General features: G+C 60.1%; 11 protein-coding genes. 9 read left to right on the forward strand and 2 right to left on the reverse strand.

The genetic code is table 11. The annotated features are described in order from the left end of the window. The first annotated feature begins 803 nt into the window (after nucleotides 1-803). The 7 genes from LB572_RS06640 (at nucleotide 804) to LB572_RS06670 (ending at nucleotide 10977) form a co-directional block, all read left to right on the forward strand. Nucleotides 804-2015, forward strand: a complete 1212-nt coding sequence (locus LB572_RS06640; protein ID WP_224667165.1) for a glycosyltransferase — start codon at nucleotides 804-806, stop codon at nucleotides 2013-2015. Continuing rightward, complete coding sequence (locus LB572_RS06645; protein ID WP_224667166.1) at nucleotides 2012-3274, forward strand: O-antigen ligase family protein; 1263 nt, start codon at nucleotides 2012-2014, stop codon at nucleotides 3272-3274. The genes LB572_RS06640 and LB572_RS06645 overlap by 4 nt, the downstream gene beginning before the upstream one ends. Further along, the gene (asnB, locus tag LB572_RS06650) at nucleotides 3274-5259 is read left to right on the forward strand and encodes an asparagine synthase (glutamine-hydrolyzing) (protein ID WP_224667167.1); all 1986 of its coding nucleotides are present in this window, start codon (nucleotides 3274-3276) and stop codon (nucleotides 5257-5259) included. Before LB572_RS06645 ends, asnB begins: the two co-directional genes overlap by 1 nt. A 2-nt stretch (nucleotides 5260-5261) precedes the next feature. Continuing rightward, nucleotides 5262-7469 (forward strand): GumC family protein, encoded by a 2208-nt coding sequence (locus LB572_RS06655; RefSeq protein ID WP_224667168.1) that lies wholly within the window; start codon nucleotides 5262-5264, stop codon nucleotides 7467-7469. Between the two features lie 35 nt (nucleotides 7470-7504). Next, nucleotides 7505-8248, forward strand: a complete 744-nt coding sequence (locus LB572_RS06660) for an AAA family ATPase (protein ID WP_140802886.1) — start codon at nucleotides 7505-7507, stop codon at nucleotides 8246-8248. A gap of 283 nt (nucleotides 8249-8531) precedes the next feature. Continuing rightward, nucleotides 8532-9890 (forward strand): lipopolysaccharide biosynthesis protein, encoded by a 1359-nt coding sequence (locus tag LB572_RS06665; protein WP_224667169.1) that lies wholly within the window; start codon nucleotides 8532-8534, stop codon nucleotides 9888-9890. After that, on the forward strand, nucleotides 9871-10977 hold the full coding sequence (locus LB572_RS06670; RefSeq protein ID WP_140802884.1) for a glycosyltransferase family 2 protein: 1107 nt from the start codon (nucleotides 9871-9873) through the stop codon (nucleotides 10975-10977). The genes LB572_RS06665 and LB572_RS06670 overlap by 20 nt, the downstream gene beginning before the upstream one ends. 267 nt (nucleotides 10978-11244) lie before the next feature. Here the strand turns inward: LB572_RS06670 and LB572_RS06675 are convergent, their stop codons facing one another. Next, on the reverse strand, nucleotides 11245-11937 hold the full coding sequence (locus LB572_RS06675) for a helix-turn-helix transcriptional regulator (RefSeq protein ID WP_224667170.1): 693 nt from the start codon (nucleotides 11935-11937) through the stop codon (nucleotides 11245-11247). Between the two features lie 230 nt (nucleotides 11938-12167). Here LB572_RS06675 and LB572_RS06680 point away from each other — a divergent pair, with 230 nt between their 5' ends. Then, nucleotides 12168-13835: a sensor histidine kinase gene (locus tag LB572_RS06680; RefSeq protein ID WP_224667171.1), complete on the forward strand. Its 1668-nt coding sequence runs from the start codon at nucleotides 12168-12170 to the stop codon at nucleotides 13833-13835. Between the two features lies 1 nt (nucleotide 13836). Here the strand turns inward: LB572_RS06680 and LB572_RS06685 are convergent, their stop codons facing one another. Next, nucleotides 13837-14490, reverse strand: a complete 654-nt coding sequence (locus LB572_RS06685) for a LuxR C-terminal-related transcriptional regulator (RefSeq protein ID WP_224667172.1) — start codon at nucleotides 14488-14490, stop codon at nucleotides 13837-13839. 426 nt (nucleotides 14491-14916) lie between these two features. Between LB572_RS06685 and LB572_RS06690 the strand changes: the two genes are divergently transcribed. Beyond that, a complete protein-coding gene (locus LB572_RS06690) occupies nucleotides 14917-15639 on the forward strand; it encodes a nucleotidyltransferase family protein (protein WP_041003405.1) in 723 nt (240 codons plus the stop codon). Nucleotides 15640-15652 lie beyond the last annotated feature (13 nt).

Genomic DNA, 15652 nt, shown 5'->3' on the forward strand with positions numbered 1-15652 from the left:
TCCGAGCTGAATGGAGCTAGGCTCTCGGCTCTCGGCTATCGGCGTTCAGCCTTCCCGTATGATCCCTGCGATCGGTAACTGCCGCATCCCCTGGACATCAAGTCCACCTTTGAAATTCCATGATCGCTGCGTCTGCGGGGCCGGAGCCCTCCGCTCACGGGAACATTTTGCCGCGATCGAGGTTGATGGTTGTGGTGGCGGGACAAGGGGTGCGGGAGGATGGCATGCCCAACTACGAGGTCGAAGAGATTTTCGCGGGAAAGGTGATCATCTCACATCGGATCGCTGCGCCAACGCCATTCCGGGCTGCAAAGCTCGCAACGAATCGGGACGTTACGCTGCGGAACTCTGAAGTCCGGTGGATACGGGTCTTTGAGGAAGACCGACGACACCGGGCCTATGAATACACTGTCATCGAGCGACCGCAGCCTGCATCGCGCGCTGGGCCATCATAGAACCTCGGCGTCCCGTCGGCGTCGCATTTGGAATCAGCTTCCTCCGAGGAGCAATGCTGTAGCTCCGCTTTCCACGCTCGATAGCGGGTAAGATCTCTCGTCCAGCCAGCGGCAAACCGCCTGCGCGATTATCGTCTACCCCGCATCGGTTGCCGACACCCATTGCCCTGATCACCGCGCCGAACCGGCTGGTCCCCTCATTCGAACAGACGAGGACAACTCTAGGGGCCGCCCGTAGCTTTGATGGCCTACTGAACGCATTCCGCAGAGACGGCGGGCCATGAGAGACCATCCAAGTTCCAGCCATTTCGGGCAGCTGGGGACCGCAGCTTTTTTGGGAGTGGCGAAATGAAGCCGCACCTAGTCTGTGTCGGCGGCGAGGATCACGCGCTCAGAATTCCATTTTTCATGGAGGTGCGCGACAGGGGCTTTCAGATCACGGCGGTTTCAACCTGCGACGGCGCCTCGTTCCTAAGACATGGGATCGCGCACAGGCGCTATGGATTTGACCGCTTCAGCAGCGGCGGCGGGAAAGCAGGCGTGATCAGGATGCTTCGCGGATTGATGGCGGAGCTGCGGCCCGACATCGCGCAGAGCTTCGACACCAAGCCTAATCTGTTGACCCCACTCGCGGCGCGAGGGCAGGTGCCGGTCGTTCGGACGATCAACGGATTGGGCTGGACGTTCTCATCGCATGCGCCGCGCGCGTTGATGCTTCGGCCGGTTTTCTGCGGCCTGCAGTGGCTGGCATCGTCCTGGACTGCAGCGACAGTGTTCCAAAATCGCGAAGATCAGACGTTTTTCGAAAAATATCGGCTGCTCGGATATAGCGAAAAGCGTATCATCGCCGGATCCGGCATCGACATCGGCGCATTCGCGGCTGCGAGGCACCTTGGGCCGTCGGCCGCGACGATGCGTCAGGAATTCGGGCTTCAATCGGCCGAAGTCGTGATGTTCGTCGGCCGATTGACCCGTCAGAAGGGGATTCCGACCCTCCTCAAGGCCGTGCCAAAAGTTCTCGCCAAAAGGCCGAATGCGCGCTTCGTGTTGATTGGGCCCCGGCAATCCGAAGGGCCATTCGCCGTCGAAGAGTCGGAAATTCGACGACTTGGCGCAGATGTCGCCGTGCTGGGAAAACGCCAGGACGTTCCCGCGCTTCTGGGCATGGCTGATGTATTCGCCTTTCCAACCGAATACCGCGAGGGAATTCCGCGCGTACTGCTGGAGGCCGGGCTTGCAGGCCTGCCCATTGTAGCCTCGAGGATGCCAGGCTGCACGGATGTCGTCCAGGATGGGTGGAACGGCTATCTGGTCGCGCCGCGCGATCCGGAGGCATTGGCAGATTGCATCGTCGACCTGCTCTCGGATCGCGAGCGCGCCAAGGTCATGGGTGGCCGCACCGCCGCGCTTGTCAGGCAGCGTTTCGCCCTCGCAGGGGTGGTCGACCAATATTGCGACCTCTACAGAAGCGTTCTGGCGGCCAAGGCCAGGGGTGGCCTTGCGCAATCACCGGCGACGGACCGCGTCGCCAAGCGCCGATTGGGCGAGGCGCGCCGATGACGAGGGATGCATTGCTCGCCGCGGGCGTCGCCTTGTCGTTCGCATCTCAGTTATCGGTGCCAGGTTTGCCATTCGGTTACGGCGAGCTTTTCCTGGTGCTCTGGATTATGCTGTCGGTCGGCCGGATATTGGCGGGCGGCGCCATCGAAGCGACACCGGCCTTTCTACAATTGGCGAAGTTCTGGACGCTCCTGTCGCTGACTTTGGCGATCGGCACGATCGTTGGGTATTCCACCACGGTGCTTTACCTCACCGGGCTGGCGCATGATGCGATCGCCTATGCGCTGTTGGCGAGCGTCACCTGCCTTGCGGCATTGGAACCCGACGCCGAGTTCCGTCTGCGGCGCAGCGCCTGGTGGATGATCGTAATCGCCGTCGGCGTCTTCATGGTCCAACTCGGACTCGCCTGGGGTTGGATCCACCAGTCCCGAATAGATCCGTGGTACTGGGATCGCCTGCGTGGCTGGTCGGAGAACCCAAACCAGCTCGCCCTCTATTGCGCGGTCTTCGGCCCATTGGCGCTGCATCTCGCTGTGACCACCAACAGCCGTTGGGCCAGGTTCCTCGCGCTCTCCAGCCTTATCCCGATCTTTTATGTCGGACGGCTGACCAAGAGCGACACCTATCTCTACACGACCGCTCTGAGCGGCCTCGTCTTTCTTGGACTGCGGCTCCGCGCATGGTTCGCATCCGGCGCAAACGGAGCCAGTCTTTCCAGGCAGATTGCGCTTTTGCTGATTGTCGGTGCCGTTCCGTTGGTCGTCGCGGCTGCACCATATGCGATCGCCGAGGAGAGCAGCGTGGCGCAGTTCGCCAAGAGCCTCACCAAGGATGGAGGCGGCGAAGCGACCGCAGAGACATTTGATCTACGGGTCTTTCTGTGGGGCGAGGCGATCGAAAAGGGATTGGGGTCCTGGTCGCTCGGCCTTGGTCCCGGCCCGCATCTGGAACGTCCGCCGGTCGCGGACAGGCAGTTTTTGGAGCGACCATTCGAAGCCCACAACACAATCCTCGATCTCTACCTTCAGGGCGGTCTGGCGGCGGTCTTGGCTTTGGTGTGGATTGTCGCATCAGCCGCCATGTCCGCCTGGCGAAGCCGGTTCGACGCGCTGTCGGTGCTTCTTGCTTCGGTGGTCGTCTTCAGCATGCCACATCTGACCATCCGCCATCCGATCGTGTGGTTCGCGCTGACGTTCTGCCTGGTTGCGGGGATGCGTCCCGACACCCGGCTGCGCCCCCAGCATGCAAGGGCAGCGTGATGTGTGGGATTGTTGGAATTCTGATCTCTCCGGGGCAAATGGACCCAAGGTCGCTTGAGGCGATCGGGCCGATGACAAGGTCGCTTCAGCATCGCGGGCCGGACGGTGAGGGGCTGTGGATGGATTGTGGCGCCGGCATTGCCTTGGGCCACCGGCGGCTTGCCATCGTCGACCTGTCAAGTGCTGGGCACCAGCCAATGCGCTCCGCCAGCGGCCGATATGTGATCACCTTCAACGGCGAGATTTATAATTTCCGCGACATGCGGCGTGAACTCGAGGGCGCCGGTCAGCAATTCCGTGGCACCGGCGATACCGAAGTCCTGTTGTGCGCCATCGAGATGTGGGGCCTTGAGTCCGCGCTGAGGCGCTGTGCGGGGATGTTTGCCTTCGCGTTGTGGGATCTGAAGACCAGGACCCTTCACCTCGCCCGGGACCGGATGGGCAAAAAGCCGCTCTACGTCGCCCTGGCCGGGCGTGCCCTGGTCTTTGCGTCGGAGCTCAAGGCAATCAGGTGCTTTCCGCTCTTCTCTCCAGAGCTCGATCTTGATGCCGCCGGCGCCATGCTTTCGAAGGGATGGGTGCCGGATCGAAAATGCATCTGGCAGAATGCCTTCAAGCTGCCCCCTGGTTCCCTGGTCTCGGTCACATCCACGGATCTCGCTCAAGCGGGCAGTGCGGCATCGATTTTCCAGCGCGTCGAACACTGGTGGTCGCCGGCCGAAGTTGCCATTGGGGGCCGCAAGGACCCCGTGGGCGGCAGCGACGACGATTTAACCGATGAGCTCGACGCGCTGCTTCGGCTCGCAATTCGCGAGCGGATGATCGCCGATGTGCCTCTGGGCAGCTTTCTGTCCGGCGGGATCGACAGTTCCACGGTCGTGGCTCTGATGCAGGCTCAATCCGGAAGTCAGGTGCGCACTTTCACCATCGCATTCGCGGAGGGGGGATTTGACGAGAGCGGTTATGCGGCCGATGTGGCAAAACATCTCGGCACCGAGCATACGGAGCTTCACCTTTCGCCTGAGGCGGCACGCCAGGTCATTCCGGAACTGCCCCGGATATGGGACGAGCCATTCGCAGACGAATCGCAGATACCGACGCTGCTGGTGGCACGGCTCGCGCGCCAGCATGTGACGGTTGCCCTGTCGGGCGACGGCGGTGATGAGTGCTTCGCCGGCTATGGGCGCCACTTCATGGCGGATCGGCTGAGGCGGCAACAAAGCGTTCCCTTGCTGGTGCGGCGCGCGGCAGCCGCGGGCCTGGACTTGCTGGCCCGTGCAGCACGCGAGGATATACTGGGCAGACTGCCCCTTGCCGCAAATGTCCGCCACATGCTGCGCCGCGACCGGCTCAATCGTTTCGCCGGCTTGCTCAGCGCAAGGCATGAAGACCAGCTGTATCAGCGGCTGATAGCGACACCGACCGCAAACCTGGCGCGCCATAATCGGTCCGCATCGGTAGCCGGCGCGCCGAAACTCGACGGATTGCTGTCGCGCGTTCTCTACGACGACATGGTCGGTTATTTGCCAGGCGACATACTTGTGAAGTTGGACCGCGCGACCATGGCCAACGGGCTTGAGGGCAGGTGCCCGTTGCTTGACCACAGGGTTGTCGAGTTCGCCTGGCGCCTGCCGTCGCATGCAAAAGTGCGCAACGGCAAAGGCAAGTGGATCCTTCGCAATCTGCTGCGTCGTCACCTTCCAGACCGGCTGATCGACCGGCCGAAGCAAGGGTTCGATGTTCCTGTTGGTGCATGGCTGCGGGGTCCGCTGCGCAATTGGGCGACCGATCTTCTCGCAGAGATCCGGCATGATGGCGACGTGCTGGACAGCGCCAACGTAGGCGCCTGCTGGCGCGATCACATGCGAGGGCAGGATCGTTCACGCGAATTGTGGTCCGCGTTGATGTTTCAGGCCTGGCGCAACGAGGCAAGGCGAGCCCCTCTCGTCATCCCACCACGCGAACTCGACACGGCAGGAGTGTGAAAATGGCAGGTTCCGCCATCAGCCGGATGAAGCTTCCGCGAGCCGCCGCTCAGCCTGCCCCAGCAGTGGTCGAACACAGGGATCGCATGCGGCCGCCGCGCGAATATCAATCACCTACGCCCACGCATGAACTGACGGCTGTCATGGCACGAAGAAAATGGCTGATCCTTGCCTTTGCGCTTGTGGGCGGGATCCTCGCGGCGCTTATAGGCCTGGCTCGGCCCGTGATGTTCGAGGCCACCAGCCAGCTGATAATCGATCCGCCGTCGCGCAGCTCGCTTGCTCCCGGCGGATCCTCCGCACAGGACCTGATTGATTCCAGTATCGACGATCATATCACCATGCTGTCGTCGCAAGGCCATCTGCGTCGCGTCGCGACGGCGCTGCATGATATGGAGACCGTGGCGCCGGGGCAGGGCACACCAAAAACCCAAACGCCCGGTCGAAACTCAGGTCCGGCGGCGACAACAAGGTCACGTGCTGCCGAGCTCATTGAGCGACTTTGGCCGCAGAGTGCGCAAGCGGCGATCGACCCCGACCTGAAGTTGCTGAGGAATAGGATAAGGATTGGGCAGGAATTGCGCTCGAGGGTGATCTCTGTCGCCTTCGCTGACGAAGATCCGACGCGGGCTGCCATGGTGGCCAATACATTCTCCCAAGTCTATATCGACGACCTCGCGAAAAAGCGGCAGGCCGAGGATGGGCTGGAACTCAAGGCAGTGGCTGCCAGCCTTCCGGCTGTTCAAAGCGATCTCGTCACGGCGACCGATCGCCTGGAGCAATACCGGTTGAGCCATGGAGCCGTCGATCAAGGTGCGGCCGACAACGCAGCCAGGGAACGGGCTGATCTCAGCCAGCAGATATCGATGTCCAATGCCGATCTCGCGGCAATGGAATCGCGCCTCCAGCGTATCCGGGATCTCCGCAAACAGGGTGCGCCAGTCGCCTCGTTGGCCGAAGCTATGGGCGTGCCTGACCTGGCCGACCTTGCGGCTCGCGAGGCCAAGGCGCCGGCGGATAAGGATTTGAGTGCGAGGATCGACAACGAGATCCAGCAGGGCCTGGCGAGTGTCGAGACGCAGGCGAGCACCTACCGGGCGCAGGTCGATGCCCTGGAAGATCGAAAAAATGTTCTCGACGTTGTCGTAGCCGACACCGCCAGCCGGCTTTCCGGCTTGCGCGCGTTGGAACCCCAGGTCAACCTGCTAACCCAAAGATACAACGAGCTCCTGAGCCGGCAGCAGGATCTGACGCGGCGCATCGCCGCTCCTTCGGCGGGCGTCTCGATCCTTTCTCCGGCGTGGCCTCCGGCCAAGCCGCAAACCCTGCCGCCGATTTTCCTGGTGCCGCCGGGGATGATTGCGTTCGCTATACTTGGCGCGGCCTTCGTTCTGTTCCGCAGCAGGTTCAATCGCACCCTGCGTGGCGAGGCGGAGACCGAAGCCGCTCTCAGGGTGCCCTGCGTTGGCCTTATTCCTGAACCTGGCAAGATCGTCCTGAAGCAGTTGCGGGAATTGATCCTGGATCAACCCAAATCAGCCTACAGTCGTGCCGTGACGTCGCTTTTGGTTACGGCGGCACCAAATCAAGCCAGGGCACGTTTCCCACACACCATCCTTGTCACTTCCAGCTTGCGCCATGACTGTGCGAATGAGCTTGCTTGGAGCCTGGCGCTGGCCGCTACACGGTTGGGCCGCCCGGTTCTTCTGATCGACCTCGAGCGCACGCATCATCCGCTCACGCAAGAATTCGTTCGTCAGGGCGGCGGACCGAAGGCTCACCGGTCGTTCGGCGATTTTGTCCGCAATCGCTGTAGTCTGGAGGATGCAGTTGTGAGCGTGCCCGGCGCGGGCGTCGACCTGATGACCGTTGCGCCTGCCGAAGATTTGCTTGAGCTTCTTGCGCGCGCGGACAGCCTCGAATGCAGGGATGAGCTGCAGGCTGAATACAGCCTCGTCATCATCAACGGGCCGTCCGGCCTTGTCGGCCCGGAAGCGAGCCTCCTGACAAGTTGGGCGGACGCGATCCTTCTCGCCATTCGCTGGGACAAGACGTCGCGCGATATCGCTCGCGGCGTTTTGGAGCTGCTTCAAAGGGATCGCGCAAGCTCAATTGCCATCGGGAGCGTCCTTACCCGGGTCAATCTTAAACGGCATGCCAAATATCGGTTCGGTGACAGCGGGAACCTGTTGCTTGCGCGGATACCGTGAGTCCGGCCGCGAGGCGCCATGTCGAGTGCTGAGTCGTGATCGTCGAGCTCTTCGGTCCGCCTGGTTCGGGTAAGACGTTTTTCGCCCACGTTCTTGCCAGCAGATTGCGCGAGGACGGATACCGAGCCGAGGTTGTCCGCAGTTACCGACCGGCGATCAGGTCCGGGCCACTCGATCTGGGCGTCTTCCTGTTCGTCGCAAGAATCGTCTCGGCGACCATCTCCACGGCCCATGTCATTTTTTTCCCGCGAAACGGCGCGTCAAATCTATCGAAATCCCTTCTGATGCTCAGAGCGATACCCCCGAAAAAACCAATCTGGCGTGCACGGATTTTGCAACAGATACTAAAGCTGTCGCACGCGTGGGATCGAGCCAGGCTGGCTCAAGATATTCTCGTCTTCGACGAGGGTTATGTTCAAGCAGTTGGATCTCTGGCGTCGCTCAACGGGAACGCGGACAAAGCCAATCTCGAAACGGTGCTAAGCAATATACCGGTTGCGGATCTCACGATCAGAGTTGTGGTGCCGCGAGCGACGGTGGCGGCTCGTCTTCGCCGGCGCATGGAAAGCGAGCCCCCGGGGGAGCGACTCTTCGAGGCCGATTTCGAAGTCAATATGCGTTCCCTGAGCGTGTTCAAGACGATAAGCGATATGCTTGCCATGTCAGGGCGGGACGTCATCTATGCGAGAACTTCAAGTCAACGCTCGACAATCAAAAGCATGCAGGTCGTCGAGCAGGCGATTATCGCCAAGTACGTGCTGGGGCAAAATGGATGGTGAGCGCCAGCGGGTTGCGCAGTTCATCCGAAACACTGGAACTCTACGGACCATAGTCGAGCGCCTTGCAGTCATCCCATCTGCGGATCAAACTCGAACCAGCAGCAGATAGTTGCCGGTCGCTAACAGCGCCTCGTCACATTCGCCACCGACAATTCATCCCCCTCATTGCGGACTCGAACAGGCATTGGGACGCTCGCCATCATTCACCTGAATGATGGCGCGGAGCGCCTGCCTCCGTATGCTCTCACCCCAGTCGTCAGCCGTTTCTCGGAATCGCGAACCAATGTCCCACAGCGACTTTCTGAGATCCAGGGAGGGGCGAATAGCAGCAAGCCCGATTGGCAAGATCGTCCGCGCGGCGAGCGGTGTTTCGGCAATGGCGATTGCAGGGCAACTCACCCTGGTCGCCACCATTCCGATATTGGCCCGCCTCTATTCCCCTGCCGACTTCGGGGTCTTCACGATCTATCTCTCAACGGTGAACATACTCGGCGCGGTCGCGGCGCTGCGCTTCGAGCCCTCACTCTACGGGGTCAAGGAAACCGAACAGACCTACGTCACCGTAAAGCTGATCGTGCTGGCCGTATTGACGACTGGTGTCCTGACCTTTGCGGTCGGACAATTGCTTTTGAGCCTGGCGCCTGCGCACCTTAGACATCTGTTCTGGCTCGTTCCGATTGGGATGAGCGGCGCCGCCCTCGTCGAGACGATGAATTGCTGGGCCTTGCGCGCGGGTCTGCTGCGCGATTTCGCTTTCGGCCGGTTGATCCTGCCTGCCACCATGGCGCTGCTGCAATTGGTTTTTGGCCTTGCCCATCTCGGGGGCGAAGCGATGGTGCATGCGCATGTCCTCAGTCAGTTCATTTTTCTCGCGTTCCTGGGCTTTCGCATTCTGAGTTGGGACGACGTGCGTGGCATCTATCGAGCGCCATGGAGAAACGCCCTCGACAAGGCAGCCAGGGAATACAAGTTCCCATTGTTCGATATCCCCGCGACCCTCGGCAGCTATGCCATCAACAATCTTCCGGCAATTCTCGTGGGTTCGTTGTTTGGCGCAGCTTTCGCCGGCTACCTCGGCGTTGCGACACGACTGGTGACCGGGCCCATCGTGCTGATAGCCACCCCGCTAAGCAACGTATTCGTCGCCGAAGCAAACAAGTGCAACGATCGCGGGCATATGCTCGGCGTCGCGCGTGGTCTCCTGATCCTGGTCACGGGCCTCGCTGCGTTGCCGATACTGGCGCTTGGGCTGACTGCTCCGTATCTTGTCGTCCCGCTCCTGGGCGAGGCTTGGATCCCGACGGCTCAAATCATGACTGCCTTGGCGTTCATGGGCGCCATACAGGCCTTGTCGACTCCGCTTAGCGAAGTTCCCGCCCTGTTGCGACGGCAGGAGGTGCGGCTCGTCGTCGACGCGGCGCGGATGGTACTTGTCTTTGCTCCGCTGCTCGCCGGCGCCAAGGTGGGGTGGGAACCTATCGACGTCATCTATCTCATGGCCATTGGCGGGATGGTTGGGTTTGCCATCAAAACCGCGGTGTCATTGTACCTTCTGAAGCGGAACACCGAACCGGCAAGGGCAACCCTGCCGAGCCCGCATCCAATCGCGAGGAAACAGCACGATGAGGCTCCTGTTGAGTAGCGGCGCGCGTCGCGAAGGAACCGTGCCTTCCGCAGAACCGGTGACCGCCAGCAAAAGTGAGACGAAACTGTCGGCGCTTAGTCCTGTGCCCGATTTCGCTCATGCTTCCGACGCGACACCCGCACGTCCGTTCATTACCGTCGCCGTCCCGACATATCGCCGGCCGGACACCATTCGACGCACCATCGACAGCGTCGTGGGGCAGGATTTTTCCGACTGGGAACTTGTCGTCAGCGACGACGAAGGACCAAAAGGGCCGAGTTGGCCCATCTTGGAGGAGTATGCACGAAGCGATCCGCGCATCCGAATTGTTGAAAACCAAAGAGGCAGGGGGCAGGTGGAGAACACCAACAACGCCATGCTTGCCTGCACTGGCAAGTGGATCAAGTTGTTGCATGACGACGATTGGCTGGCCCCTGGAGCTCTGAAAAAGTTCGCCGAGGTCTCGACAAAATATCCGTCGGCAGCGTTCATGACCTGTGCGGCTCATGTTGTCGAGGAGAACCGGGTTGTAACGCGAACGGATCCGCCGGAGGAGAACCGGGTTTCGCTCTATTCGAGCCAGGAGTGCCTGACTGATCTCTATCTCGTGCGCATGACACGGAGCCTCGGCATCATACCTTCGACGCTCCTGATCAACGCGGCCGTAATTCACGCCGGATGTCAGATGCGCGCACACAAATCCATCCCTGCCGGCGTCGATCAATTGTTCTTTGTCGATCTGGCCCGTTACGGCGAGATGGTGGCGATCAACGAAGGTCTGATCTTTTATGATGCGACGCACCACCCGAGCATAACGACGTCGAAGAGCTACGAGGACGTGGACGAGGTCACTCTTGCCGTCAAACAGCTCAATTGGCATCTGATCAAGGACAGAAAGGGCCTTCCAAAACCCGAGTCGCTCTTGCGTGCGTTGCGGGTCGCTCGCATCCCGGCCAGGTTCCGACATCAATCTTTGCGAACAACGATGCGAGACGCCGTGCAGATCCTTCGACCGTCCGTCATGAAGATCGCGAACCAGTACGTCCTGGAATATTTGTTCAAAATCCGCCCAAAACTCGGCCCGGTGCAGAACCTTAAACGCTGATGCGACCCTTCAGAGATGCTGGGCCCGTTACAGGAGTGTGCGTAAATGCGTCTAGGACGTTTCACCGTTTCACGGAAACGGCGAAATGTCCTATCTTCTTGTTTTTTAAGCAATTCCGAACGGAAAGCCGCTCACACTTTTGCTAGAATTGCTCTAGACAAAGAGTTGGAGCGGTTCGTCGTTTCCGCGAAACGCTCGACGCAACGTAGAGCGGTGGTGCGTTTTCGCAAGACGCGGCCGCGCCAGATGATCGGAAGGTTTCCTGCACTACGGCAGCACCGAGATGCGCCCCAGAAGAGCGACTAGTTCCGCTTGGCGCCTCGTCTCCGTCTTGGCAAACAGCGAGGCGAGCTGGGTGCGGATCGTGGTCCGGCTGAGCCGGCTGCGCTCGGCAATTTCCAAGGGGGCATCGCCACTCGCCAAGCGCAACGCCAAATGCGTCTCGGCGCCGGTCAATCCGAACATCTTCCGCAGGGTCTCTGGATTGGGCCCTGTTCTCGGCTGGCGATCGAGGAGTGCCACAATGATCGACCCATTAGGGGCGACAACGCCTTCTTCAGTCATGATAACGGGTCGGTCGCCGGCGCTGCGGATCACGATCCAGCACAGCGATCCGGCAGCAAAATGAGCAGGCACGCCAGCTACCAGACTCCTCAGTGCCGCCGATAGGTCACTGGGCGGATCCAGAGAATCCTCACAGGCCTTGAGGATGGTTTCGGCGGCCTCATTCCATTCGAGCACCCTCTTTGCCTCACTCAGCACCAGCCACCCGCATCCAATGCGCTCGAGCATGCCGGTTATCGAATTAAGGCACGGCCGCACATATGCGCCAGTTGTGACCGGCTTGATGGTTTTACGAGAGGCGCTCCGAGCGAAGGCCATGGTTGTTCGGCTGCCAGCCGCGATCGTGCCAGACCTCGCGATCAACCTCGCGTCATTCCGCCCGCTGACCAGATTCATGGACCATCCATCCCTTGCTCTCTATATCTCGGCTATCAGAGCTTGACGACAGACAGCCGGACGATTGGGTGCTGGCTTCATAAGACCTCGGATTTTGGCGGTCTGAAAGCAAGCAGACGTACTAGCTGCCCACTCGACGGCCTAACCTCAATGACCTAGACCAAAGGTTGTAGTTAGGTTGGACGAGTTATTGAGGAGGTCCAATCCTGTCGCCAACGCACTTGGCCTCGATGGCTGTCCTGGTCGCTACGCTGCTCTTTGAGGTAGCTATTTTCCTCACGGGCGGCGTAGACCCGGCCTTCCTCGAATTTGTTCCCGCTATTGTTGTCATCGCTTTCCTTGAAAACCGTCTGGTGGCGGTCGGATCAACGGTTTTGATGGCGGCTGCCGGCTTGGGTGCCAGGACAATTATGGATGGCCAGTCCCCCGCCGATCAGTGGGTGCGCGCAATCCTGCTTGCGCTTGCCGGGGGGATGATCGCCTTCCTTTTCGATCAGTCCAGGCGAAGCTTACAGGCCGCACTGGACGTCAAGCTCGCCCCGGTCGAAGCTGCAGCGTCGCGTTACCGCGGGGCTTTCGAACGAGCCGAGCTGGGCTTTGCGACTGTGAACGACAGAGGAGAATTGCTGTGGCTGAACAAACGCCTCAGCGTGTTGCTTGGTTACCCCGAAGACGAGCTTGTCGGGCGGCCCATAGATGAAGTTGTCCATCAAGATGATCGAGCGCTACTCAAGAATTCGCTCGTCGCCTTGGTACCCGACGCGCCGTGGTTCAGCTCGGAAACGCGCCTGATCAGAAGCGACGGCGGCACAGTTTGGGCTTGGTTGACGCTTTCTCTTTCTGCGTCGGACACGGTGCCGTCGGACAGCCTGTTTGTGGTCGTAGATGACATAACCGAGCGAAGAGCCGCCCGCGAAGCGCTCGTAGCTCAAAACGAATGGCTCGATCTCGCATTGTCTGCCGGCCGGTTGGGCACCTGGCGAATAGACTACGGCCAGGATGCCATTTCGGGCTCACGTCAGTTTTGGGAAATTCTTGGATTGCCCCAGATGGCATTGCGCCCCCTTTCCGATCTGTCTTCAATCGTCCATCCAGCGGATTGGGATAAGCTCGCATCGCCTCCAGGAACCAGCCGGCGGGGGCCCAATTACGACGTGGAGATTCGTCTCAAGCGACCCGACGGCCAAGTCCGTTGGATCGCCTTGCGGGGACGAGAGGAAAACCATGATGGCCGAGACCAGCGCATCGGCATAGCCGCGGATTTGACCGAGCGCCGTCAAACCACGCTGCTGCGCGCGGCGGTAAGGAAGCAAGAAACCCTGATGCTTGAACTCCGCCATAGGTTTAGCAATCTGTTCCCTGTCATCACCGCGATTGTGAAGATGCAGGATGCGACAGAGGGCAACATCGTCAAATTCAAAGACACCCTCGTCGAGCGAATTCGCGCGCTTGAGGCGACGCACATGCTGCTCACGCGCGGTGCGGATGGGTCATCCACCATTCGGGACTTGGTCGTTCAGGAACTCCAGCCCTTTTCGAAAGATGGCAAGACGATAATCACGGGTCCTGACATCAAGATTTCAGGCGGAGCGGCGGAGAGTTTTGCAATGATCATCCACGAACTCGCAACCAATTCGATCAAGCACGGCGTGCTCGGCGATGCTCAGGGCAAGGTTGAGGCACATTGGGCTTTCACCGCAGGCGGAACAGGCGACGAGATCGTTTTTGAGTGGATCGAAACGGGCCGCCGCACGGCTCCGATCAAGCGCCAAGGTTTCGGATCGATGGTTCTTGGGGTCGACGGAACGCCCCTTGTCGGTCATTCCTCGCAATTCGAAGTCAGGGAGGACGGGTTTCGATATTCACTTCGGCTGTCGTCCAAGGAAGTTCAAGCGTAGCTCACACCGTTCCCAGCCAGGTCTTTATCAGAACCGCCGCTTCCGTTCGGTTTCGAACGCCCAATTCTCGCATGATCGCCGCCGCGTGGATCTTCGTCGTAGCCTCGGCGATGTCGAGGTCTCGCGCTATCTCCTTGTTGGAATATCCTTCCGCCATCAGCCTTAGTACATCCTTTTGCCGGGATGTTAGTTTTTCGAGTGCGCCGGCGCCGGCGCTGCTCCCATGACGGATATCAAGCGGCTGTTCGTGGCTCAAATGCCGGGACAGGAGCGCCGGCACGTAGATGCGGCCTGACAGAATTTCCCTGACCGCCAGGACGACCTCTTCGTCACTTTGCGATTTCACGATATAACCGTGCAGACCGACATTGAGAGCGGTCAGGATTTCGGAACGTGAATCGTTTCCCGAAACGATCGCAAAGCGCGTGTTCGGGTAGGCAGCCAAAACATCGCCAATCACCTCCTGAGAGAAGAGCCCTGGCATGTTCAGGTCGAGCATCGCCAAGCTGACGCACTCGTGTTCGGCAAGAAGCCCAATCACGGCATCGAAGCACGTGGCCTCAAATATCTCGACGCCTTCAATGCCGGCAGTCAACGCCAACCGTAAGCCACGCCTGTAGAGACCGTGATCATCGGCGATGACAATTTTGTACATTTTACCCCAACGCAGACACTTTCGGCCCGGGGACTATGGCTCACGTCCAGAACGTTTTTGCCTACGAACTAATTCTGTGACGATGCGGGACCTGTCCGCCAAACCGGAACCCAACAGAAATGTGCCTCTTCCGGCCGGAAACGCTACTCTGCGTTTACCATAATGCAAAGTCGGACCTTGGTCCCTAGCCATGCGGCGTCCGCATCCCGGCGCAGGCTCCAACGCCGCCTGCTGTCCCGATATCGCTCAGTTGGGCGTGCCATTCGAACGCACGACGACAGACCTACAGGCCCAGCGTATTTCTCGGTCAATTCGGAGCGCGTCCGGCAGATCGGGTGGCGGGACCCCGTATAGCCGCACGTGAGCTTCCGGATGCTGAGCTTGATTGTTGGCCTGTGTCGGCCGTGTGTGCGCAGGGAGTATCAAATGAAAGCGGTTATCCAATGCGGTGGAATGGGCATGCGTCTGCGCCCGTTCACATCGGTTCTGCCGAAGCCTCTGATGCCTATCGGTGCCCGGCCGGTGCTTGAATTGCTGCTCAAATGGTTGCGGCGCAACGGCATCGAGAACGTTTACGTGACGACCGGCTACCTCGGTCATCTGATCCGCAGCGTGTGTGGCGACGGCTCGCAATGGAACCTCAAGATACGCTATACCCAGGAAATGGAGCCGCTCGGCACCATCGGCCCGCTCTCTCTGATCAGGGACGAACTGGATGAACCGTTTCTGGTGCTCAACGGCGATGTGCTTACCGACCTGAGCCTCAGCCGTTTCGTGGCGGCGCACCGGGCTCACAAGGATCTGGTCACCATCGCTACGGCAGCGCGCGTCACCAAAATGGACTTTGGCGTTATCGACGAGGTCAATGACACCGTCCAGGTGTTTCGCGAAAAGCCTGCGCTCACGCATCTGGTGAGCATGGGGATTTACTGCATGAATCCAGCCGTTCTGCAGTTCATTCCATCGGGCATCCCCTTCGGCTTCGATGATCTCATGCTGCAAATGCTCCAGGATGGACAGGTCGTGCACGTTTACAAGCACGAGGGACTTTGGCTGGACATCGGCCGCGTCGAAGACTTCCAGAAGGCGCAAACGGTTTCCTGGGAGGAGCAGTCGGCTTCGATCGAGGTCGCCGCGGCTGCAGCCTGAGGCTATCGAGGTC

The sequence above is a fragment of the Mesorhizobium sp. BH1-1-5 genome, from assembly GCF_020165615.1.
Lineage (GTDB): Bacteria > Pseudomonadota > Alphaproteobacteria > Rhizobiales > Rhizobiaceae > Mesorhizobium.